This window comes from Neobacillus sp. C211 (assembly GCF_051842875.1).
Taxonomy (GTDB): Bacteria; Bacillota; Bacilli; order Bacillales; family Cytobacillaceae; genus Neobacillus.
In genome coordinates this window covers 85148-107774 of record NZ_JBPXRO010000008.1, presented here as the reverse complement: position 1 = coordinate 107774, position 22627 = coordinate 85148, and the positions used below count along the sequence as shown (strand labels likewise).

Annotated in this window: 19 protein-coding genes; 16 read left to right on the top strand and 3 right to left on the bottom strand. The window is 39.8% G+C overall.

Features of this window, described 5'->3' with window-relative positions; translation table 11 throughout:
* The first annotated feature begins 117 nt into the window (after positions 1 to 117).
* The 8 genes from ACSU6B_RS09850 to ACSU6B_RS09815 all read left to right on the top strand — a co-directional run bounded on the left by ACSU6B_RS09850 (position 118) and on the right by ACSU6B_RS09815 (position 9190).
* Positions 118 to 714, top strand: a complete 597-nt coding sequence (locus ACSU6B_RS09850; RefSeq protein WP_410884776.1) for a biotin transporter BioY — start codon at positions 118 to 120, stop codon at positions 712 to 714.
* 198 nt (positions 715 to 912) lie between these two features.
* Positions 913 to 2688: a sensor histidine kinase gene (locus tag ACSU6B_RS09845; RefSeq protein WP_410884774.1), complete on the top strand. Its 1776-nt coding sequence runs from the start codon at positions 913 to 915 to the stop codon at positions 2686 to 2688.
* A 7-nt stretch (positions 2689 to 2695) separates the two neighbouring features.
* The gene (locus ACSU6B_RS09840) at positions 2696 to 3493 is read left to right on the top strand and encodes a response regulator transcription factor (protein ID WP_410884772.1); all 798 of its coding nucleotides are present in this window, start codon (positions 2696 to 2698) and stop codon (positions 3491 to 3493) included.
* A 94-nt stretch (positions 3494 to 3587) separates the two neighbouring features.
* On the top strand, positions 3588 to 4898 hold the full coding sequence (locus ACSU6B_RS09835) for an extracellular solute-binding protein (RefSeq protein ID WP_410884770.1): 1311 nt from the start codon (positions 3588 to 3590) through the stop codon (positions 4896 to 4898).
* 87 nt (positions 4899 to 4985) lie between these two features.
* Positions 4986 to 5861: a carbohydrate ABC transporter permease gene (locus ACSU6B_RS09830; RefSeq protein ID WP_410884768.1), complete on the top strand. Its 876-nt coding sequence runs from the start codon at positions 4986 to 4988 to the stop codon at positions 5859 to 5861.
* 67 nt (positions 5862 to 5928) lie between these two features.
* Positions 5929 to 6777, top strand: coding sequence for a carbohydrate ABC transporter permease (locus ACSU6B_RS09825; protein ID WP_410884916.1), 849 nt, complete (start codon positions 5929 to 5931; stop codon positions 6775 to 6777).
* A gap of 75 nt (positions 6778 to 6852) precedes the next feature.
* Positions 6853 to 7470, top strand: coding sequence for a YesL family protein (locus tag ACSU6B_RS09820; protein ID WP_410884766.1), 618 nt, complete (start codon positions 6853 to 6855; stop codon positions 7468 to 7470).
* Positions 7471 to 7579: 109 nt separating this feature from the next.
* On the top strand, positions 7580 to 9190 hold the full coding sequence (locus ACSU6B_RS09815) for a glycoside hydrolase family 43 protein (RefSeq protein WP_410884764.1): 1611 nt from the start codon (positions 7580 to 7582) through the stop codon (positions 9188 to 9190).
* Between the two features lie 821 nt (positions 9191 to 10011).
* Here ACSU6B_RS09815 and ACSU6B_RS09810 read toward each other — a convergent pair.
* Positions 10012 to 10959 (bottom strand): iron-hydroxamate ABC transporter substrate-binding protein, encoded by a 948-nt coding sequence (locus ACSU6B_RS09810; protein WP_410884762.1) that lies wholly within the window; start codon positions 10957 to 10959, stop codon positions 10012 to 10014.
* 351 nt (positions 10960 to 11310) lie between these two features.
* Here ACSU6B_RS09810 and ACSU6B_RS09805 point away from each other — a divergent pair, with 351 nt between their 5' ends.
* The 4 genes from ACSU6B_RS09805 to ACSU6B_RS09790 are packed head-to-tail and all read left to right on the top strand — an operon-like array spanning position 11311 to position 15166.
* Positions 11311 to 12297 (top strand): FecCD family ABC transporter permease, encoded by a 987-nt coding sequence (locus ACSU6B_RS09805; RefSeq protein ID WP_410884914.1) that lies wholly within the window; start codon positions 11311 to 11313, stop codon positions 12295 to 12297.
* On the top strand, positions 12297 to 13316 hold the full coding sequence (locus ACSU6B_RS09800) for a FecCD family ABC transporter permease (protein ID WP_410884912.1): 1020 nt from the start codon (positions 12297 to 12299) through the stop codon (positions 13314 to 13316). The genes ACSU6B_RS09805 and ACSU6B_RS09800 overlap by 1 nt, the downstream gene beginning before the upstream one ends.
* Before the next feature lie 13 nt (positions 13317 to 13329).
* A complete protein-coding gene (locus ACSU6B_RS09795) occupies positions 13330 to 14154 on the top strand; it encodes an ABC transporter ATP-binding protein (RefSeq protein WP_410884760.1) in 825 nt (274 codons plus the stop codon).
* A gap of 16 nt (positions 14155 to 14170) precedes the next feature.
* Positions 14171 to 15166 (top strand): NAD(P)/FAD-dependent oxidoreductase, encoded by a 996-nt coding sequence (locus ACSU6B_RS09790; RefSeq protein ID WP_410884758.1) that lies wholly within the window; start codon positions 14171 to 14173, stop codon positions 15164 to 15166.
* 130 nt (positions 15167 to 15296) lie between these two features.
* Here ACSU6B_RS09790 and ACSU6B_RS09785 read toward each other — a convergent pair whose 3' ends face one another.
* Entirely contained in the window at positions 15297 to 16505 is a 1209-nt protein-coding gene (locus ACSU6B_RS09785) for an MFS transporter (RefSeq protein ID WP_410884756.1), read from the bottom strand.
* Between the two features lie 182 nt (positions 16506 to 16687).
* Entirely contained in the window at positions 16688 to 17422 is a 735-nt protein-coding gene (locus ACSU6B_RS09780) for an IclR family transcriptional regulator (protein WP_215011449.1), read from the bottom strand.
* Positions 17423 to 17603: 181 nt separating this feature from the next.
* On the opposite strand from ACSU6B_RS09780, the gene ACSU6B_RS09775 reads away from it, so the two are divergent.
* From ACSU6B_RS09775 to ACSU6B_RS09760, 4 genes are all read left to right on the top strand, one after another.
* Positions 17604 to 18458 (top strand): dimethylarginine dimethylaminohydrolase family protein, encoded by an 855-nt coding sequence (locus tag ACSU6B_RS09775; RefSeq protein ID WP_410884910.1) that lies wholly within the window; start codon positions 17604 to 17606, stop codon positions 18456 to 18458.
* A 17-nt stretch (positions 18459 to 18475) separates the two neighbouring features.
* A complete protein-coding gene (locus tag ACSU6B_RS09770; protein ID WP_410884753.1) occupies positions 18476 to 19237 on the top strand; it encodes a dimethylarginine dimethylaminohydrolase family protein in 762 nt (253 codons plus the stop codon).
* Between the two features lie 40 nt (positions 19238 to 19277).
* The gene (locus ACSU6B_RS09765) at positions 19278 to 20684 is read left to right on the top strand and encodes an amino acid permease (RefSeq protein ID WP_410884751.1); all 1407 of its coding nucleotides are present in this window, start codon (positions 19278 to 19280) and stop codon (positions 20682 to 20684) included.
* Between the two features lie 113 nt (positions 20685 to 20797).
* On the top strand, positions 20798 to 22405 hold the full coding sequence (locus ACSU6B_RS09760; RefSeq protein ID WP_410884749.1) for a M20/M25/M40 family metallo-hydrolase: 1608 nt from the start codon (positions 20798 to 20800) through the stop codon (positions 22403 to 22405).
* Positions 22406 to 22627 lie beyond the last annotated feature (222 nt).

The window sequence follows — 22627 nt, the reverse complement described above, 5'->3', positions numbered from 1 at the left end:
TCTCGGTGCCTGACACCTTCTTGTATTACTAATGTTAACTTAAATTAAAATTATGTTGACAATACAGCGGTTAACTATATATTTTAATATTATAACAATAAATATTGGGGTGGGAGAATGAAGACAAAATTAAGAGCGTTGGATATAACACTAGTGGGGATGTTTGTGGCGTTGATGGCGATTGGGGCAAACATAACATCCTTTGTACCTTTTATGGTGGTGGGAGGAGTTCCAATTACACTCCAAACCTTCTTTGCTATCTTGGCTGGGGCTATATTAGGGAGCCGGTTAGGATCCATAGCGATGACGGTTTATATGCTAGTTGGCTTTGTGGGCGTTCCTGTTTTTGCTAAATTTGGGGCAGGCCCATCCACAATTTTTAGTCCTACCTTCGGCTTTATTCTATCGTATATTTTTACAGCGTTTATCATTGGAAAAATCGTTGAGAAAAAGAAAACTGTCGCAGCCTTTATCATCGCCTCCTTAATTGGAATGGTTGTAAACTACTTCTTCGGTACAAATTGGATGTACTTTGCTTATAAGCTTTGGGCAGCAGCACCAGAAGGATTCACCTATAAAGTGGCCTGGTTATGGATGGTTGTTCCACTTCCAAAAGACATAATTTTAGCCGTCCTTGCCGGAATCATGGCCCACCGACTAGAAAAAACCGTCCTATCAAAAGGGCAATTTAAACATTTAAAACGTGTTTCCTAAGGCTATCAAGTTATAAACAAAAAAAGGGTGTCAGGCACCGCTAGTGGACATTTGTCTTTTAGCGGTGCCTGACACCCTTTTTTTGTGACACCTTTTTTCGAAGAAATTGCTTGATACGAAACTTTTAGATTATTCGGATGTTATACATATAATTTAAAAGGGCATTTTGATATAATTCAGGAATAATGGATTTATATATTGATAGAAGTTATTACAGAATGGGTGATTACAATCATCAGGTCACGATTGAGAAGCTTAAATACCCTGCGTAATCAGATTCTAGCTGTTTTTTTGTTTGTTATGATGATTGTTCTTTCGATTGTTTCCATTATGGTATACAACCAGGTTGGAACTTTAATGAAGGACAATGCAGAGGAACAAATTCAGCAAACAGCAGTTGAAGCAAATGGAAGAATGGAAACATTATATAGACAAGTGGACACACTGTCGAACCAATTGGCGACGAATGGTACCGTCCAGCAGGTACTGTTAGGGATCGTTGACGGGGATATCATGGATTTTGCCAAGCAGCAATCGTTAATCAAAGTCATCAATAATTTCTACGCCTACTCGGATGGGATTTCCAACTTTGAACTATTTACATCTAAGGGGAAAAGAATTTATCCCTTTGATAATAAGCACTTATCTAACCGCATTCAACCGAGATGGATAGAGGTAGCGGATAAAGAAAAAGGACGATTAGTATGGGTTGGAAAAGACCCGGCCAATACCAATTATTCTTATGCCATTAGAAGAGTGAGTTTAATAGACCGTTGGTTTTCAAACGGGGGATATTTGGTTGTTCGGATCACTAACAGCTATTTTCAAGTAAAAGAGAACATAGAGGAACATGGAGAAGAGGGGTATATGATGCTCCTTGATCGAGACTTAGCTCCAATTACTAATAATTATGGAATTGATATTCAGAATATGCTTCTAGAAGGACAACAAGCCGTTACCATTAATAAAAAAGAGTTCATGATAGTAAAGGAATCATCTAAACTGACGGGCTGGACATTGGTTATCCTAAAGCCGACGAGTTTCCTTTCAGAACGTGTTTCAGCGGTACGTTCCCTTATTTTACTATCAGGTGTAATCGGATATATCATTTTCTTTGTCTCTTCTATTTTTTTGGCGACGATGATCACGAGGCCAATTAAGCGACTAACCAATACAATGAAGAAAGCTAAATTGGATGAATTAAGGATAAATCCTGGAAGTTCCGCATCGTTGGAAATTATTGAACTTAATAATACGTACAACCAAATGGTCGAAAACACGAATCACCTAATACAAGAGGTGTATGAAAAGGAACTGTTGCGGAGTAGGACTGAATTGAAAGCGCTTCAATCCCAAATCGATCCCCATTTTCTTTACAATACATTAAATGCCCTTTACTGGTCATTAGAAGAAAAGGGAGAAGAGGATTTGGCTGGGACAGTCATTGCGATGTCAGAGCTTTTCCGCTATACAATTGGAAACAAAAATAGTGGCGAATGGGTAACCATTCACGATGAACTTGAACATATTGAACGCTATTTACAGCTGATGAAAATGAGGCTGGGTGACCGATTGATATGGTCAATATCTGTGCGGCCAGAATACATAGATATAAAAATACCAAAGCTTATCATTCAGCCTTTAGTTGAAAATGCAATAATCCATGGAATTGAGAAAAAGAGAAAGCAAGGTGCCGTCTTTATCCATGTTGAAAAAGTGGACGACCCCTCAAATATCACGATAACCGTAAAGGACAATGGTTCAGGAATGGAGGCGGAAATGCTTTCACAAATTAATCACGCGATAGAAATGGATGGTGAGTCTTCCATTAAAGGAATGGGGATGGCTCTTACCAATGTGAATAAAAGAATTCGACTTTATTATGATCAATACGATTTGAAGCATCTATACCTAGATAGTAAACAAGGCGAGGGTACAAAGGTTACATTTGAAATTCCAGAGCTGAGGAGGTAAATAACAGATGTCTACCAAGACTATTTTAATCGTCGATGATGAGCAAACAACAAGACAAGGCTTGAAAAAAACACTGGAAATATGGTCCGCGGGAAAATATGAAATAATAAGTGCCACTGATGGACCTGAGGCATATGAGCTTTTTGGCAAACATAAAATTCACCTTCTAATCACAGATGTTTGCATGCCTGAGATGGATGGTTTGAAACTGTTGAAAAACATTAAGGATAGAGGATATAAGCCCGTTGTGATGATTATTTCTGGACATCCTGATTTTGAATATGCTCAGGAAGCAATTCGTCTGGGAGTAATTAATTATCTCCTGAAGCCGTTAAGTAAACAAAAGCTAATTGAAGCAGTTGAGCAGGCATTGGAAACAGAAGCTAACATCGAAAGGGCAGACCATCTAGAAAAAGTTGCCGATCAAAAGCTGCTGAATGTGGATGCTAGGAAAGACCTCTCGAATTCTCTAATAAAAGATGCAATTACATACATAAATAAAAATTTAAATAGGCAGGTCAGCTTAAAGGAAGTGGCTAATACTGTCCATTTAAATGCCAGTTATTTCAGTGTTTTGTTTAAAGAACAAACCCGTTTGACATTTAGTGAATACTTGACGAGAAAAAGGCTGCAAATGGCCAAAAACCTGTTATTGACCACGGATTCACATGTCGAAGATATCGCCCAGCAGGCAGGCTATCAGACAGCTAAGTATTTCATTAAAATCTTTAAGGATTATGAGGGAATTACACCAAGCAAATACAGAAAAGTGGCTGTCCTTGACGAAGCACCTATCCAAAAATAGTGGAATTTCCCCCAATCGCGGTTACCTTACCGTGATTTTTTATTAGTGCTAAAATTCAGTATGTAAGCGAAAACAATTCACTGGGGGTTTTGAAATGTTTAAGAAAGCGTATACATTGTTGCTAGTTCTTGCACTTCTTCTTACAGCTGGTCTTGCTGGCTGCAGTGGTTCCGACAAGGCAAGCAATGAGAGCAGTTCCAAGAAAACGATTAAATTCATGCACCTTTGGCCTGCCGGAAGCTCCAAACAACAAAACTTGATCGTGTCAGATATTATCAAGCAATACGAGGCAAATCATAAGGATGTAAAAATTGAGGTTGAAGTACTTGAAAATGAACAATACAAGAACAAAATGAAAGTTCTTTCCTCATCTAACGAGCTTCCAGATGTAGGTTTTACATGGGCAGCTGGATATATGACTCCTTTCGTTAAAGGAAAGCTTTTTTCACCACTTGATGATGTATTATCTGGCGGTTTGAAAGATTCTTTCGTTAGTGGAACAACAGAAGCATATGCGTTAGACGGCAAAACTTATGGTCTTCCACTAGAATTAAACATCGCTCCTATTTATTACAATAAAGAAATCTTCAAAAAATTTAATCTCGAAGTACCTCAAACTTACAGTGAATTTACAAATGTTGTGAAAACAATTGCTAGTAAAGGTGTAGCACCAATTGCACTTGGAAATAAAGATCGTTGGACTGGATCTCTATGGTATATGTACCTTGCAGACCGTTTAGGTGGTTCTGAGGTTTTAAACAAAGCAATCGATCGTACTGGTTCATTTGAAGATCCTGCCTTAGTAGCAGCTGCAGATGAAATTCAAAAACTTGTAAAAGAAAATGCATTCAATAAAGGATTTAATGGTTTGTCTAATGATGAAGGAAAATCAGAATTCTTAAATGGAAGAGCTGCTATGTACCTGATGGGGACATGGGAACTCCCGAACTTCACGACAAATGAAGAAATTCCACAAGCATTCCGTGACAATGTTGGATTCTTTAAATTCCCAACAGTTGAAGGCGGTAAAGGTAACATCGACAGCTGGGTTGGCGGTCCTGGGGTCGGCTTGTTTGTATCTGAAAACTCAAAGGTTAAGCCTGAAGCAAAAGAATTTGTTAAATTCTTTGTTGAAAAATGGGGAGAGCAATCTGTTGAAAAAGCAGGTGTAATTCCAGCTACTAAAGTTGATACTGCCAAAGTTAAATTACCACAACTTTATATTGATGTATTAAACGAATTGAATAAAGCTAGCAATCTAACATTATTCGCAGATGTTCAAATGAGTGCATCTGTTGCTGAAACACATTTGAATCTAATTCAATCACTGTTCGGGAACGAAGTGAATCCAAAAGATTTTGCTAAACAACACGAAGATGCGTTAAAGGCTGACGAAGGCAAATAATCGCAACTTAGAAAAAAGGGGCATATATCTTTACTTTTGGTATGTGCCCCTTCATTTTTATCCTGTTTGCAAAGGAGTTGAATCGTAATGAATAGAGTTATGTCCAATAAAAAGATAGTTGCTCTGTATATCGCACCAGCGCTTTTTCTTATCCTTGCCTTGATTTATGTCCCCATTGTCCAAACCGGATATTATGGCTTAATGAAATGGAATGGAATCGGAGAGATGGAATTCATTGGCTTAAAAAATTATGCCCATCTGATACAGGATTCCTTGTTTTGGAAGAGTGCCTACCACTCCTTAATATTGGCAGTTTTTTCAACACTTAGCTTGATTGGTTATTTATTCATCTCGATGATATTGGCAGGCAAAATAAAAGGAGCAGATTTGCTTAGAAAAATCTATCTGATTCCCATGCTGCTTGCATCTGTTGCCATTGCGCAACTCTGGCTGAAAATTTACCATCCTACAAATGGAATTCTAAATAGTGTTCTGGTTTCACTTGGGGTTGAAAATCCACCCGCATGGCTAGCTGAACCAGGTATCGCGCTATACGCAATTATCGTTCCGATTATCTGGCAATATGCAGGCTTTTATATTTTGATCTATTATGCAGCATTGAAAAACATCCCGGATTCCCTTGAAGAAGCTGCGAGAATTGATGGCGCTACGCCACTTCAAATTGCATTAAAAATAAAAATTCCATTAATCATGAATGTAATCAAGGTAACGATTGTTCTTGCGGTTGTCGGATCATTGAAATATTTCGACTTGATTTATGTCATGACTGATGGAGGTCCAAACAATTCCAGTGAGGTTATGGCCTCATATATGTACCATAAAGCATTTAAGGGCTTTGACTTTGGGTACGGAAGTGCTATTGGTTTCTTTTTATTAATCATCTGTTTAGTTGTTACGTATATCATAAGGAAACTTACCACACAGAATGACGATATTTATTAAAAGAGGGGGGATTTAGGTGAATACGGTGAAAACGACTGGATCTCCGGTAATCATAAATAAGGAAAAATTGAATCTAGCGAAGAACCCATTCCTTAATCGCGCAGCCTATGGAATTATGTACCTATTCCTTATTATCGTAGCAATTTTTCAAATCTTTCCGATCATCTGGTTATTTCTTTTCTCATTGAAAAATAACCAAGAAGTTTTTAATATGGCCCCCTTTTCCTTGCCAGCACAGCCAAAGTGGGAGAATTACCAAAAGGTTTGGACAGAGGGGAACATTAGCCAATACTTTTTCAACAGTATCACCTACACGGTAGTAGCGGTTGTATTGACTGTTATTTTAGCAAGTATGGTAACATTCGCCCTTACGAGAATGAACTGGAAGGGCAGTAAATTGGTTTTGGGCTTATTCATGGTTGGACTAATGATTCCGGTCCATTCCACACTGATTCCTTTATTCAATACTTTTACAAAAATAAACCTGATTGATAATCCACTTTCCGTCATCTTCGCCTATACTGCCTTTAATCTGCCGATCACAATTATGATATTGCTTGGATTTTATGAGGCACTGCCACGAGAGGTAGAAGAGGCTGCTGTAATGGACGGAGCTTCGATTAATCATATATTTTTCCGGATTACCCTGCCAATGACTGCACCAGTTATTGCAACGGCAGCGATTATTAACATGATTTACAACTGGAATGAATTTGTTTTCGTCAACACATTTATTAGTTCAGACAGCTTTAAAACGCTGACAGTTGGAATTCAGAACTTTATCGGTCAATATACAACGGACTGGGGTGCAATTGGTGCAACACTTGTTATTAGTATACTGCCAATTCTGATTGCATTCTTAATCTTGAGCAACCGAATTGTCGAAGGAATTGCTTCGGGTTCAGTTAAAGGGTGATTTATTAAAATCTAGCAACTTATGAAAATAGGATAGAAGGTATTGAGGGAAACTTGGGATTAGAGGTGAAAAACCGTGCAATATGGAAAAACGATGGGGAAACTGTTCACTTTTTGTGAGTGGATCATGAGGCTTGCATACGTGAATCTATTATGGTTTTTCTTTTCCCTGGCAGGATTGGTTCTCCTGGGAATCATGCCGGCAACGGTGGCTCTTTTTACGATCGTCCGAAAATGGCAGTTGAAAGAAACCGACCTCCCCATTTGGAAAACGTTTCTTTCCGTGTACAGACAAGAATTCAAAAAATCAAATGGATTGGGTATATATATCGGATTGAGTGGGGCATTTATCATTTTTGACTTTCTTTACTTGAGAACAGTAGGAGGAGCGCTCCAATTTACCTTGTTCATCCCATTACTGATGATCACAGGATTTTATGTACTTACCCTTGTTTATATATTTCCAGTCTATGTCCATTTTGAATTAAAAACTTTGGATTATATAAAAAATGCCTTTTTCTTAAGCGTACTTAATTTCCACATGACCGTTTTGATGCTGGCAGCTTCAGCAGCAATCATTTTCTTGAATTTGTACCAAACAAGCTTCATCCCATTTTTTAGTGCTGCAACGATTGCTTGGATACTGATGTTTGGAGGGAATTATTGCTTTAACCGGGTGGGGGCTAGACACTAGATTTGCAGCAGCTCTTCCAACCTAAAGAAAAATGGCGCATTCCTCATGTCATTAAGAAACAGGTACAAAAATGAGCATGAATATTAGTTGATGAACAGGAGTGTAAAAAATGGCTATAATTCAAAATCCAATTTTAACGGGTTTCAATCCAGATCCGTGTATTTGCCGGGTTGGCGAAGATTATTATATTGCGGTGTCGACATTTGAATGGTTCCCAGGGGTGGGGATTTACCATTCAAAGGATCTAAAAAACTGGCGATTAGCAGCGAGGCCGCTAAACCGGTTAAGCCAGTTGAATATGATGGGGAATCCGGATTCGGGAGGAATATGGGCACCGGCACTAACCTACCGTGATGGTCAGTTCTGGCTGATTTATACGGATGTAAAGGTGGTTGAAGGTCAATGGAAGGATTGCCATAATTACCTTGCTACCTGTGAAACGATTGATGGCGAGTGGTCAGACCCAATTTATTTGAATAGCTCAGGCTTTGATCCCTCATTATTCCATGATGAAGATGGTAAAAAATATTTGGTCAACATGAATTGGGATCATCGTATGGGTCATCACAATTTTTACGGGATTTCACTTCAGGAATACAGTCCGGTTGAACAAAAGCTAATTGGTAAGGCTGAAATTATTTTTAAAGGAACAGATATTAAACTAACGGAGGCGCCGCATTTATATAAAATTGGCGACTATTATTATCTATTAACAGCTGAAGGCGGCACGAAATTTGATCACCAAGCAACCATTGCGCGCTCTAAACAACTGAGGGGTCCATACGAAGTGCATCCGGAGAACCCGCTGATCACGTCGTTCCATGTCCCGAGGATTCCTCTTCAAAAAGCAGGTCATGCTTCGATTGTACATACCCATACAGGTGAGTGGTTCCTTGTTCATTTAACTGGGAGACCATTGTCCAGAGAAGGACAGCCTTTGTTAGAACCTCGGGGCTACTGTCCACTTGGAAGGGAAACTGCGATCCAAAGACTAGAGTGGAAAAATGATTGGCCATACGTTGTCGGAGGAAACCAGCCATCTGTTGAGATAGAAGGGCCAAGGGTGGACGAAGTGAAGTGGGACAGGGACTTCCCTGAGAAAGACGAATTTGATACAGAAATGTTGAACCCTCATTTTCAGAGCTTACGGATCCCATTAGGGGAAAAAATTGTTTCATTAAAAGATAACCCTGGCCACTTGCGCCTGTATGGGAAAGAATCGTTAACTTCTAAATTCACACAAGCATTTGTGGCAAGACGTTGGCAGCATTTTACCTTTAGCGCGGAGACAAAAGTTGCCTTTACCCCGAATACCTTCCAGCAATCTGCAGGCCTGGTGAATTACTATAATACACAGAACTGGACATCATGTCAGGTCACCTGGAACGAGGACAAAGGGAGAATCCTAGAACTCATGACCTGTGACAATTTTACCTTTGACCAACCGCTTCAAGGTCAAGAAATTGTCATTCCAGAGGATGTTGAATATGTGTATCTTCGTGTGGATGTGAAGACGGATGTATACCAATACTCCTTCTCCTTTGATGGTGAGAACTGGTCAGTGATTCCAGTAACATTCCACTCCTACAAGTTGTCGGACGATTATATTCAAGGCGGCGGCTTCTTCACCGGCGCATTTGTAGGCATGCAATGCCAAGACACATCAGGCCAAAACCTGCATGCAGATTTTGACTACTTTAGTTACAAAAACAACAATTGATACTATTTTACATTTAAGTTTGTTGTTGATATCAAAAAAGGTGTCAGGCACCGCTCGTGGACATTTGTCCACGAGTGGTGCCTGACACCCAGTGCTTCACACTGGTAAAGGGCTATTTTGATTTTTACAGTTGGCAAAAAACTAATCAAACGTTTGATTAGATGGGACTGGGACCATGGCAGATCTGGTCTTTTTAATGAAAATGAAAAAACTAATCAAGCGTTTGATTAAATGAAGTTGAGGCCATGATAGATTTAATTTTTTAAGGGAAATGCAAAAACTAATTAAACGTTTGATTAAATCGAATTAAAGACATGATAGATCTTTTTTTTAAGCTAAGTGGAAAAACTAATCAAACGATTGATTAATCGTGTCAAGGCCATGATACATTTGGTTTTTTAAGCAAAGTGGGAAAACTAATCAAACGATTGATTATAAATAGGATCTGGCCACAGACGTTCATTTGAGTATTTAAGCAAAGTGGAAAACTAATCAGACGTTTGATTAAATTGAATTGAAGCTATGGTACATTGGGCTTTCAAAGCAAAGTGGAAAAACTAATCAAATGATTGATTAAATCGTGTTCAAGCCATAATACATCTGGCTTGTTAAGAAAAGTGAAAAAACTAATCAAACGTTTGATTAAATCCTAGTAGCAGTAATAGACTTAATAACACACCAGCTTAGTTGGTCTTCTATAATGAGAAAGAATTAATCAACGTTAATGACCTTCAAATGGACACACCCTGCCGTATCATAAGCTATATTGATGAAAAGGCGTCATCCTAAAAATAGGATGACGCATTTCGAAATTTTAGCCATTATTTTTTAAGGGATTTTACCACTTCGTCAATTGTTTTTTCACTAGCGATTAAACCATTGATTGTCCAGTTACTTGGATCGTTCATTTCGTAAACATGTCCATTTTTTACCGCATCGAGACCATTCCAGATGGAACTCTTCGCTAATAAGTCTAGGCCAGGTTCTCCTTTTTTGCTGACAAGGAAGATATGATCTGCTTTGATTTCTGGCAATTTCTCAAGAGCAATTGGATCCCATTGAACGGCAGCTCCGCCAAGACCTTCTACGAAAGCCGGCTGCTTAATGCCTAGATCGCCGTAAAGAACGTTTGCACTGAAACGATTGTTTTCCATCAAGTAAAACTTATCTGCCATTACCCAAAGGATTGCCGCAGATTCATCCCCAATTGAATCGTGGACTTTCGCTTTTGCATCAGCGACTTTGGTATCGTAATTCGCTAGGGCTTCTTTGGCTTCATCCTGTTTACTTAAAATCTCACCCATTTGAGTCAGTTGTTTACGCCAATCGGCACTTACCTCGTCCTTATAGACATAGGTAGGAGCAATTTTTTTATACTCCTCATATTGCCCTTTTTGGATGGAAGATTGCGAACTGAAAATAATTAAATCAGGGTTGTTATTGATTGCCTGTTCCAGCGGAAGGTCCCAGCCGATTTTGGGAACGTCTTTTAACTCGGGCTGCAAATAATCTAAAACCGTGTCACCGATGGACCATTGAGCTGCTGGTCTGACTCCTAATGCTACTAATGAATCCTCTAAATAAGGAGCGATGATTCGTTTAGGATTAGCCGGTATAACCACTTCACCCATCGCATCCGTTAATTTTACCTCGGTATTTTTATTCTCTGTTTTATTGTCCGTATATGAATTATCGGAATTACTGCAAGCACTTACCAAAAATAACATCAGTAATAGAGTAAAAGATAAATAAAAGCGCTTTTTAAGCATATTTAACCTCCTAAGATAGTGAATACCTGTTATAATGGTAATGATAATCATTTTCATTTATGATGTCAATAAACAAAACAAGTGGATCGGCGCTAATTTGTGAAGGGAATTTGAAGGATATTTATGGAAACCCTTTTTATCCTATTATTATATTGAAAAATCAAGGGTAAATATTTATACTTAATGATAATGATTCTCATTCCTTTTTAAGCGATTCAATTATACTTTGTCAATTTAGTAAGATACCTAAATGTTCTTTTTTATCTAGAAGAGGTGTAATAGTTGAATGGAAATGCAAAGCAACAAAACGGAGACTCATTAGAACTTCATAAAAATAGATTAAAAACAGCCATTAAAGCAACATTGATATTAATCGTGGGATTGATATTAATCTTAATCTCGATGGGTTTATCCATTGCCTACGGTGCAGCGGATATCAAGCTGGCAACGGTGTGGGAGGCTGTGTCACATTTTAATCCTGATCTTACTTCCCATCAAATCATCCAAGAAATCCGCATGCCGAGGGCGATAGGAGCCGTTTTAGTCGGAGCATTACTTGCCGTTTCAGGTGCCTTGATGCAAGGTTTGACACGGAATCCGCTTGCATCTCCATCCATCATGGGCGTAACGGATGGGGCTGCGTTTGCGTTAGTCATCACGCTTGCTTTTTTTCCGACTGCAACCATGTTGGGCCTAACCTTTTCTTCCTTTATTGGAGCGGGACTTGGTGTTATCCTTGTTTTTACAATCGGAGCTTTTTCAAAAGGAGGATTGACACCAGTAAAACTTGCACTTGCCGGGGTTGCCGTGGGCTCAATGCTCAGTGCGTTCTCAAGCGCCATTGCTCTACATACACAAGTCGCAAAGGACATGAGTTTCTGGTATGCAGGAGGATTAACGACAACCTCTTGGGGTTCCGTTAAGATTTTACTCATCTCTGGTGGACTTGGGCTATTGCTCGCCCTGTACATCTCAAAGTCGATCACCATTCTTAGCTTAGGTGAAGAAGTGTCAAAAGGGCTTGGTCAAAATACACTTTTAGTAAAATCTCTGGGCGTGATTGTTGTATTGGTACTAACTGGTGCGGCAGTCTCCGTTGCTGGCGCAATTGGTTTTATTGGCCTAGTGATTCCACATATTACACGTTTTATAATTGGGTCCGATTACCGCTGGATTATACCAATTTCTGCTGTATTAGGTGGGCTGTTACTTGTCCTAGCCGATATTGCAGCAAGAATGGTGAATGCCCCGTTTGAAACTCCGGTCGGAGCCATAACGGCCATCATCGGTGTTCCCTTTTTCTTATACCTAGCTCGAGGGGAAAGGAGAGGGCTATGATGACTCAATGGAGAGCAAAACAGAAAAAATTTATCGTCGTAATTAGCCTATTATTTATCCTAACTATTATCACATTCATCATAAGCTTAAACCTTGGTGTGGTCCGGATTGCCCCACTGGACGTGTTTAAGACATTACTTGGGATGGGGACAGCCCGGGATCAACTCGTTTTAGTTGACTTTAGGCTGCCGAGAATGATTCTGTCATTATTAATTGGTGCGGGATTAGCGGTCTCTGGGGCCATTTTGCAAGGTGTGACAAAAAATGATTTAGCGGACCCTGGGATTTTAGGAATTAATACAGGTGCAGGGTTCATGGTCATCCTATTTATCTACTTCTTTCAAGGCTCTATGAACAGTGTGAGTACGTTTGGCATCTTTTTAATGCCGCTATTCGCCTTAGTAGGTGCGGTAATTACGGCGTTCCTGATTTATGTATTGGCATGGAAAAAAGGAATTGACCCGGTCCGATTAATTTTAGTAGGAATTGGTGTGAATTCTGGCTTTGGCGCCGCGATTGTTATTTTTCAATTAAAAATGAATCCACAGGACTTTATGCAGGCGGCTGTATGGCTATCAGGTGATATATGGGGAGCTAATTGGAAATTTGTTTCCATTCTTGCACCCTTAATCCTGCTCCTGCTTCCTTGTGCCTTATATAAAGCACACACCCTAAATATCTTGAATTTAGGTGATCAAGTCGCGACGGGTCTCGGCATTCGGGTAGAGAAGGAAAGACGGCTATTGCTTTTAGCAGCAGTAGCACTCGCAGGTTTTAGTGTGGCGGCTGGGGGAGGAATTGCTTTTCTTGGATTAGTAGCACCTCATATTGCCAAAAGATTAATTGGGCCAAAGCACCAACTATTTCTGCCAATAACTGCAGTGTTAGGATCGTTCCTGCTTTTATTGGCAGACACGATTGGCAGAAACCTTCTCGCGCCAACACAAATACCGGTTGGAATTGTTGTAGCAATATTTAGTGCACCATATTTTATCTTTTTACTAATGAAAGCAAAATAAGGGGGAACGGATTGTGGTTTCACTTTCTACCGAGAATCTTCAGATAGGCTATGGAGACAAGACGATCGTTGAAAACTTGAATTTACAGATAAAAAAGGGGGAAATTACCACTATTATCGGCGCCAATGGCTGCGGGAAATCTACCATTTTAAAAACATTAGCCCGTGTCCATGCAGCTAAATCTGGAATTATCTATTTAGATGGAAAGATGATTCACAAAGTCCCAACAAAGGAAATTGCAAAGAAAATGGCTGTCCTCCCGCAAAGTCCTGAAGCCCCGAATGGTTTAACCGTCTATGAATTGATTTCCTTTGGTCGTTCCCCGCATCAAAGCGGCTTCGGCAGGCTGTCGGATAATGATCGCAAAATGATTGATTGGGCTTTAGAGGTTACCGGGCTTACATTATTCGCTGACCATCCTGTCGATGCACTATCTGGTGGACAACGCCAGCGCGCATGGATTGCAATGGCAATCGCACAAGAAACCGACCTATTGCTGCTAGATGAGCCAACAACGTACCTCGATATGGCACATCAGCTGGAGATTTTACAGCTGCTTGAAAAATTGAATAAGGAACAAAGGCGGACAATTGTTATGGTCATTCACGATTTAAATCATGCGTCGCGTTTTTCCCATCATATGGTTGCCCTCCGTGCTGGTAAAAAGGTCAAAGAGGGAACGGCAGAAGAAGTGATGACCCCGGAAGTTTTAAAAACTGTGTTTCAAATCGACGCAGAAATTGTAAACGATCCACGGACGAAAAAACCGGTATGTCTTTGCTATGATTTAATACAGAAAGATCATAGTTTCGACAAACGAAAAGTCATGAATTTCTAGTTAAAAGCGGGATTGGATGGGGAATGATATGAAAATTTATGATGTAACCATTATCGGCGGTGGTCCAATTGGCTTATTCACCGCATTTTATTGTGGGATGAGAGAGATGGAAACGAAAGTAATAGAATTTCTTCCATACTTAGGCGGAAAGGTTTCCTACTTCTATCCCGAAAAAGTCGTCCGAGATATTGGCGGGATTCCGGCTATTTCAGGAGAAAATCTAATCAAACAGTTGGCGGATCAGGCACAAACCTTTAACCCGACGATTGTTTTGAATCAACAAGTTGTCGGTTTGGAAAGATTAGAAGATGGGACTTTTCTTATAACAAGTCATAACGGTGAGAAGCATCATACACGTACTATTATTCTAGCAACAGGTTTCGGGACGTTGAAAAGTGCAAAACTTGACGTAGAAAATGCTGAGAAATATGAAGGACGGAACTTACGTTATGGGGTAGAAAGACTAAATGATTACAGAGATAAACATGTGCTCATTTCCGGCGGCGGCAATTCGGCCGTTGATTGGGCCAACGAGCTGCTGCCGATTGCCAAACATATTACAGTGGTGCATCGCAGACATGAATTTTCAGGACTGGAGCGAAATATAAGTAATTTGCGTAAATCAACAGCGACAATCCTAACCCCACATGTTTTAGACGCCTTACATGGGGAGAATGATCGAATTGAGAGTGTTTACGTCAAAAACATCGAAACTAACGAGACTCAGGTGATTGAAGTAGACGAAGTCCTTGTCAATCATGGCTTTTGTATTGATCTGGGTCCGATCAAGGGATGGGGTTTAGAATTCGAATATGGAAACCTCAAAGTAGACAACAGGATGCAAACCAACATCGAAGGAATTTTCGCCGCTGGCGACGTCGCAAACTACCCAAATAAATTACACCTAATCGCAGGCGGATTCTCAGAAGGACCCACCGCCGTCAATAGCGCCAAAGCCTACATAGAACCCGAAAAAGAACTCAAGCCGATTTACTCGACCACCCACTTTTGAGCTGGTGTCACTTTAAAGAGGAAGTCAAAAAGTGGTGTCAAAAAAGTGGTGTCAGGCATCATTCGTGGACATTTGCCCGCGTGGAGTGGACAAAAAGGCATCATCCAATTTGGATGATGCCTTTTTGTAATTAGCTATCTTGTTTTGCTGTTCGGGTCCGGGTTTGAAGGTATCTGTGTCTTGAATAGAAGACTATTGTCATAATGATTGATAAACCTCCGAAAAGGACGCACATCAGCTGCAGGCCGATTAGGTCGAGGAAGAAGCCGCTAATGAGCAGGACAATCTGATAGGTAATCCGGTCAAGCATATTCCGGAAAGAAAAGAATCGTCCGTGAAAATCTTTCGGTACCTTTGTTTGGAAAATGGTGGCAGCCGTTGGGAAAAAGCAGCCGACAGAAAATCCAAATAATGCAAAAGCAACGATAGTCACTAACGGTATATCAGCTAAATAAAGAAGCAACTGGGATGCACCAATCAAAAAGGAACAGGCAAACAAGATGATGTAAGGTGAAGTTCGGTCACTAATTAATTTAATGAAAAAAGCCCCAATCATAAAGGAAATACCCTCTGCCGTGTAGATCCAGCCTTTTATGGCTGAACTATCCTGGAGTTCACTAATGTTAATGACGACAAGGTTAAAGCCGCCGAGAAACAGGACGGGAACCAGTGTCATGATCAGCGTCATAAAGACAATCGGCAGATCTTTAATAATCGGAAAAACGTCTTTAAAACTTGTTTTTTCTGATGGGCCTTTCTTTGCAGTCTGTTGATCCTTTGATTCATCTATATTCAAGAACCAAGTAAGGATAAATAGTCCGATATACGCTACAAGCGAACTGACGTAAAGCATCGATAAGGGCAGGACAACTAACAAAATTCCGGCTACGGCTGTTCCAACAATGCGCGACAAGGTCGATACATTCATATGAACACCATTTAATTGGAGCAAATCCTTTTCTGCGACAATCAGCGGCAGTGCTGCTTGAAGGGCGGGAAAATAAAAAGCAGCTGAAATCTGCAGCAGAACTAGAAAGACAACCATCCACCAGATGGAGCCTGTTGCAATCGCAATTAACATAAAAATAACACTGATAGCCCTTACAAATCCTGCTAATAACATTACTGTTTTTTTACTTGCTTGATCGGTAAGTTTGCCAGCATAGGGCCCAACTGCAATCCCAGCAAGCAGTCCCGCAGCCAGAAGGAGCGATTTTAAAAAGTCCGATGGCAGTTTTTCTTGCAAGAATTCTAAATTACCAATAATGCCGAGCCACAAACCGAGGCCGGCGATAAATTCCCCTGTTAACAAAATCCAAACATTCTTGTTCCTCAACATAAACTGTGTCCCTCAATCCTCTATTCATATCCATATGAAAATATAATTCTATTCAAAATACTATCAGAAAACAGTGTCAGGCACCACTCGTGGACAAATGTCCACAAGTGGTGCCTGACACCGTCCTTTTTAGTTCGAATCCCCCAATAATCTATTTCAGACTCCTGCTGTAAAGACGGAACCTATTTGAATCGAAGTTTGGTGGAAATTTGCTTTCCGTACGCGATGACTCTCTCGATTAGGAAGTTTTTTCGTTCTTCCGTTATGTTGAAATTGACATAACCAATACTAATAGCGCCAATTAGTTCATTTATTTGGTTAAAAATAGGGGCAGCTACTGATGATGTGCCTTTCGTTCTCTCCCCATGACTCTCCCCATAGCCCTCTTTCACTATTTGATTTAATACAGTTAAAAAAGTATCTCTATCTTCTTCAGCTACTAGTTCATTTACGATTTTTTGCCTTTCAATTGAGGGCATATGGGCTAACATGACTTTATTTGCTGCTCCAATGTTAAGTGGAATACGTAATCCTAGTTGATCATATATACGGATCGGATTTTGCTGGCAGTCAATTCTCTCAACGATTAATGATTCTAGCCCCATTGGTTTACTGAAATAAATACTCTCTTCTACCTCAAGCATTAATTTTTCCATCTCGGGGCGAATTAACCCTACAAAATCAAAGGTATCATACATCTGTAAGCCGTATTCTAACCAGGTGTTCCCCATTGAATAATGTTTTAAATTTGGATCCTGTTGTATCAGTCCATGCTGCTTCATTGATTGTAAAAGACGATGCATTGTACTTACGGGTAAGTCACACTCCTTAGATAAATCAGTAATTGAAAACCATTTCTTTGTTTCATTTCCAACAAGGACTTTGATCACCTGCATGGCTCGATCGATCGTTTGCATATCTTCATCTCCTATTTAAATTAGGTATCAGTAAAAATATTAATAATTATTAATCAGTAAATTCAAAATATATTGACATGAAATTATTACTACTATAATATCATATTATAAGTTTTCCTGTCAGGGGAAATGAATTCCACTATACGGAAAAGCGAAGGGAGGAAATGCTTTGGCATCATCTATGTATAAAAAACTTAACACCGTTATTGTTAAACACCCAAATGAAGCCTTTATTAATCAAGAACATTTAAAAAAGGAATGGGAAAAATTCAACTATATTCATGAACCTGATTTTTCAAAAGCACAGCATGAATTTGAACAGTTTCTTTCTATTATTAAACAGCATGTGGACCATATTGAATTTTTACCCGCGTCAGAACGTGTAGGATTAGATTCTCTCTATGCCCATGATCCCGTTAAATTTACGAAAAAGGGTGCAATTATTTTAAAATCAGGGAAAAAATTACGACAGCCGGAAGCCGAGGTGTATAAACAATTTTTAATAGAAAAGGAAATTCCTATATTAGGTGAACTTACTGGTGAAGCAGTAGCTGACGGGGGAGATCTTGTTTGGCTGGATGATCGCACACTGTTAATTGGCCGTGGCTATCGAACGAATGATGAAGCGATCCGCCAAATCAAGGAAATTACTAAAGGTTTAGTGGACGAATGTATCGTTGTTCAACTTCCTCATGACCAAGGTGTGGACGAATGTCTACATCTTATGTCTTTTATTAGTATCGTAGATGATAACCTGGCTGTTGTTTATTCGAGATTAATGCCAGTCTTCTTAAGACAAATGCTAATCAAGCGTGGCTTTGAATTAATTGAAGTTCCCGACGAAGAATATCATCGACTAGGCTGTAATGTCCTTGCCTTAGCACCGCGAATTTGTATGATAGTTTCTGGAAGCCCTTACACTAAGCAAAAATTAATGGAAGCGGGGGCAACCGTCTATGAATATGAAGGAAATGAAATCTCTTATTTAGGTACAGGTGGTCCCACCTGTCTCACTTGTCCTGTTATCCGTACATAATTGAAGGAGGAAAAAATATGTTTAAAACTACAATTGTCAAAACACCTGGAGAAAGCTTCATCCATGGCTTAACGACTTCTGATCTAGGGAGTCCTATTTTAGAAAAGGCACTCGAACAGCATAAAGCTTATATTGATGCACTAAAAACCTGTGGGGTAGAAGTAACCGTCCTGCCTAATCATGAGGATTTCCCAGACTCTACCTTTGTAGAAGACACGGCAGTGCTGACACCTGAGTTTGCGGTTATTTCAAACCCAGGGGCCCCTTCACGTAACGGGGAAATTTTTGAGATGGAGCCGACAATAAAATCCCATTATGAAAACATCTATTATATCAAGTCACCAGGAACCCTTGACGGCGGCGATATTTTACAAATTGATAATCATTTTTATATAGGACTTTCTGAAAGGACAAATTTGGAAGGAGCTGAACAATTAAAGCAAATTCTTGAATTGGAACATTACCAGGCGACTATTGTTCAACTAGAAAAGTTTTTCCACCTTAAAACAGGTATTTCTTATCTTGGAAATCGTACAATTGTTGTCGCAGGTGAATTTATTGATCATCCAGATTTTAATTCCTATACAAAAATTATCGTTCCACCGGAAGAGGAATATGCAGCGAATTGTATTCGTGTGAATGACTATGTCATCATTCCAGCAGGTTTTCCTCAAACGAAGCAAAAAATGAAGGAGGCTGGTTTTCGGACGATTGAGGTCGACATGTCTGAATTTCGTAAATTAGATGGCGGCTTAAGCTGTTTATCACTACGTTTTTAGGAACATTGGAGACTGCTAATAGAAAAGGGGTGTGTGGGAGATGGTTGAACGAGAGGGTCAGCAGAATCAATTAAATCGATCAATGAAACGTCGTCATTTGTTTATGCTTTCGTTAGGTGGAGTCATAGGAACAGGGTTGTTTTTAAATGCTGGCTATACCATTAATCAGGCCGGAGCTGGTGGTGCATTATTAGGTTATTTATTTGGCGGGATCATTTTATACTTGGTCATGGTGTGCCTAGGGGAACTGGCTGTCCACATGCCTGTAACAGGCTCATTTCAAACATATGCAAGTAAATTTATTAGTCCTTCCGCTGGATTTTCGTTAGGATGGATGTATTTCGTTGGTTCAGCCACAACGGCTGGGGTTGAATTTACCGCGGCAGGAATCCTAATGAAACGGTGGTTTCCTGATGTTTCAGTCTGGATATGGTGTGCTGTTTTCATCGCCCTGTTATTTGTCCTCAATGCTCTTACAACCAGAGGATTCGCAGAGGCAGAATATTGGTTTGCAGGTATTAAAGTGGTTGCTGTTATTTTCTTTATTATTATTGGTTTCGCTGCTATTTTTGGAATCATTCCATTGGCCGACCGTCCCGCGCCATTTTTAGAAAACTTAGCACCATCTGGATTGTTCCCTGCAGGTTTTGTCATCCTTTTTGTTACGATGATGAATGTTATCTTTTCCTATCAAGGATCTGAATTGATTGGAATTGCTGCTGGGGAAAGCGAGGAGCCGGAAAAGAATATTCCCCGAGCCATTCGAAACGTCCTTTTTAGAATTATCGTCTTTTATCTAGCTTCTATTGTTATATTATCCGCCATTTTCCCATCTAAGGAACTGGGATTATTGGAAAGTCCATTCGTAACCCTTATGGATATGGCAGGTATTCCTTTCGCACCAGATATTATGAACTTTGTTATACTGACAGCAATATTATCGGTTGGAAACTCATGTATTTACGCGTCGACCCGTTTACTATGGGCGATGGCGCAAGATGGAATGGCTCCAAAACGGTTTGGAAAGCTATCAAAACGCAAGGTTCCATTTGCTGCTCTAGTATTTACGATGGTTTTTTCTCTATTATCCTTGCTAACTAGCTTCATTGCAGCCGACACAGTGTTTGTATTGTTAATGTCGATTGCCGGCATTTCTGTTACGATTTCGTGGATCGGCATTGCCCTTTCACAGTTGTTGTTTCGGAGGAAATACCTGCAAGATGGCGGGAAATTAGAGGATTTACAATATAAAGTCCCATTTTATCCATTAATACCAATTATTTGTATCGTATTCTGCGTTTCAATCTTAATATTCTTGGCCTTTGATCCGACCCAATTAGTCGGTTTACTAGTGGGTTTAGGATTTTTAGCCGTATGCTATATTTCCTATTATTTTAAGAATAAAAAGGACAAATTGAGTGCAAATAATGATGTGGACTATCGATAGGTTGTCACGATAGGGTGTCAGGCACCACTCGTGGACAGTTGGCTGCATTTGTCCATCTTAGGTGGACGGTTGTGATTCACCATTTTGTAATTAATTAAAGGAGTAATCGGGTAATGAATCAGCTAAATTGGGGGAGACCAGAGGCACTTCGTGAGCTTTTGTGCGAAGTGGTGAGCTGGAGAAGCATGACATTAACAGAGGGTGAACGTAATTTTCCTTCAAAGGTAGAGGCAAAACTACGAGGGTTGGGCTATTTTCAGGAAAATCCTACTCATTTGCTTCTTCACGATGCCGATCAGGGCAGGCGGTTTTTAACTGCTTTATATAAACATTCAAATGCAAAAGAAACCATCGTTCTCATTAGTCATTTTGATACAGTGAATACGGAGGAATATGGAGATCTAGAGGATTTTGCTTATCAGCCAGAAAAGCTAACCAACTTGCTCCATGAAAGATTGGATTGGTTACCGGAAGATGTGGTGCAGGATCTGAAATCTGGAGAATATTTATTCGGCAGAGGCACGATGGATATGAAAATGGGACTTGTGATGCATATGGGATTAATCGAAAAAGCAACTGTCGAACAATGGCCGATAAATCTTCTCTTGTTAACCGTGCCAGATGAGGAAGTAAATTCGGCGGGTATGTGTGCAGCTGTACCGAAATTATTAGAACTAAAGGAAAAGTATGATCTCACCTATAAGCTTTTCTTGAACGGAGAACCCGTATTTTCACAAGAGCCGGGTGACGAAAATTATTATGTGTATTCAGGTTCCATCGGTAAAATTATGCCATCGGCACTTTTTTACGGGAAAGAGACACATGTTGGTGAACCTCTCAGTGGAATCACAGCACCATATATTGCATCGTTTTTGACGCAGAAGATGGAATGGAATTTGAGCCTTCAAGAAACGGTGAGGGGTGAAACAACCCCTCTTCCGGTCACACTTCAACAAAAGGATTTAAAACTTGAATACTCCGCTCAAACACCATACCGTGCAGCAGCCTTGTATAATGTGTTTTTAATGGAGCGGAATGCGGAAGAAATTATGGATATCTTTGAAAAAGTAGCTGTTAACGCGGCTAGTACCTGCAACCGGGCCTATATGGAAGTCTGCAAAGAGCAGTATGTAGACCCAGTTGGTGAAGTGCATGTCTTACGTTATGAATCTTTACTTACGCATGCGATTAATAAATTTGGAACAGATTTTGTCGAAGCAATCAAGGCAGCTATTCATGCAAATTCAGAATGGGATGACCGTGAAAAATCCCTCCGTATTGCAGATACTCTAATGATTCAGTGCCAGGAACTTGCACCGGCGATTGTTTTGCTATTTGCTCCACCTTATTATCCAGCGGTAAATTCATCAAATGATGAACTCATTACACAATGTGTAGAATATGTGAAAGAGCAAGGTCTCGCAAAATTTAATTTGCCTGTTCAGCAAGTTCACTATTTTAATGGAATTAGCGACTTAAGCTATGTTAATTATCAGGACGATGGGGAAGGATGGACCGTCTTCAAATCAAATACCCCGGTATGGGGCAGCGGTTACATCATCCCATTCGATGCGATGAAAGAACTCCAAGCTCCTGTCTTAAATGTTGGCCCACTCGGAAAAGACGCCCACAAACGAACGGAGCGTCTTCATATGAAAAGTGCATTTGAAGAAGTTCCGATTCTTGTCGAGGGTATGATAAAAATGATGATTAATAACTAGGAAAGAAACTGATTCGCATCGTCGAATCAGTTTTTTTTATCTGGTGAGTCTACACTTATTCCAATGTTCAATTTTTATTAAGAAAATATAAAGAAAAATAGGTCTTTTTAAGGAGGAGTTGATCTGACAACCTAATGGAAAATGTAGATTTTTTTGTTTAAAAGTGATTTACTCTCATACAAATTGCCTATATATTAGCACTTCCGATTTATTCGTCTTTAC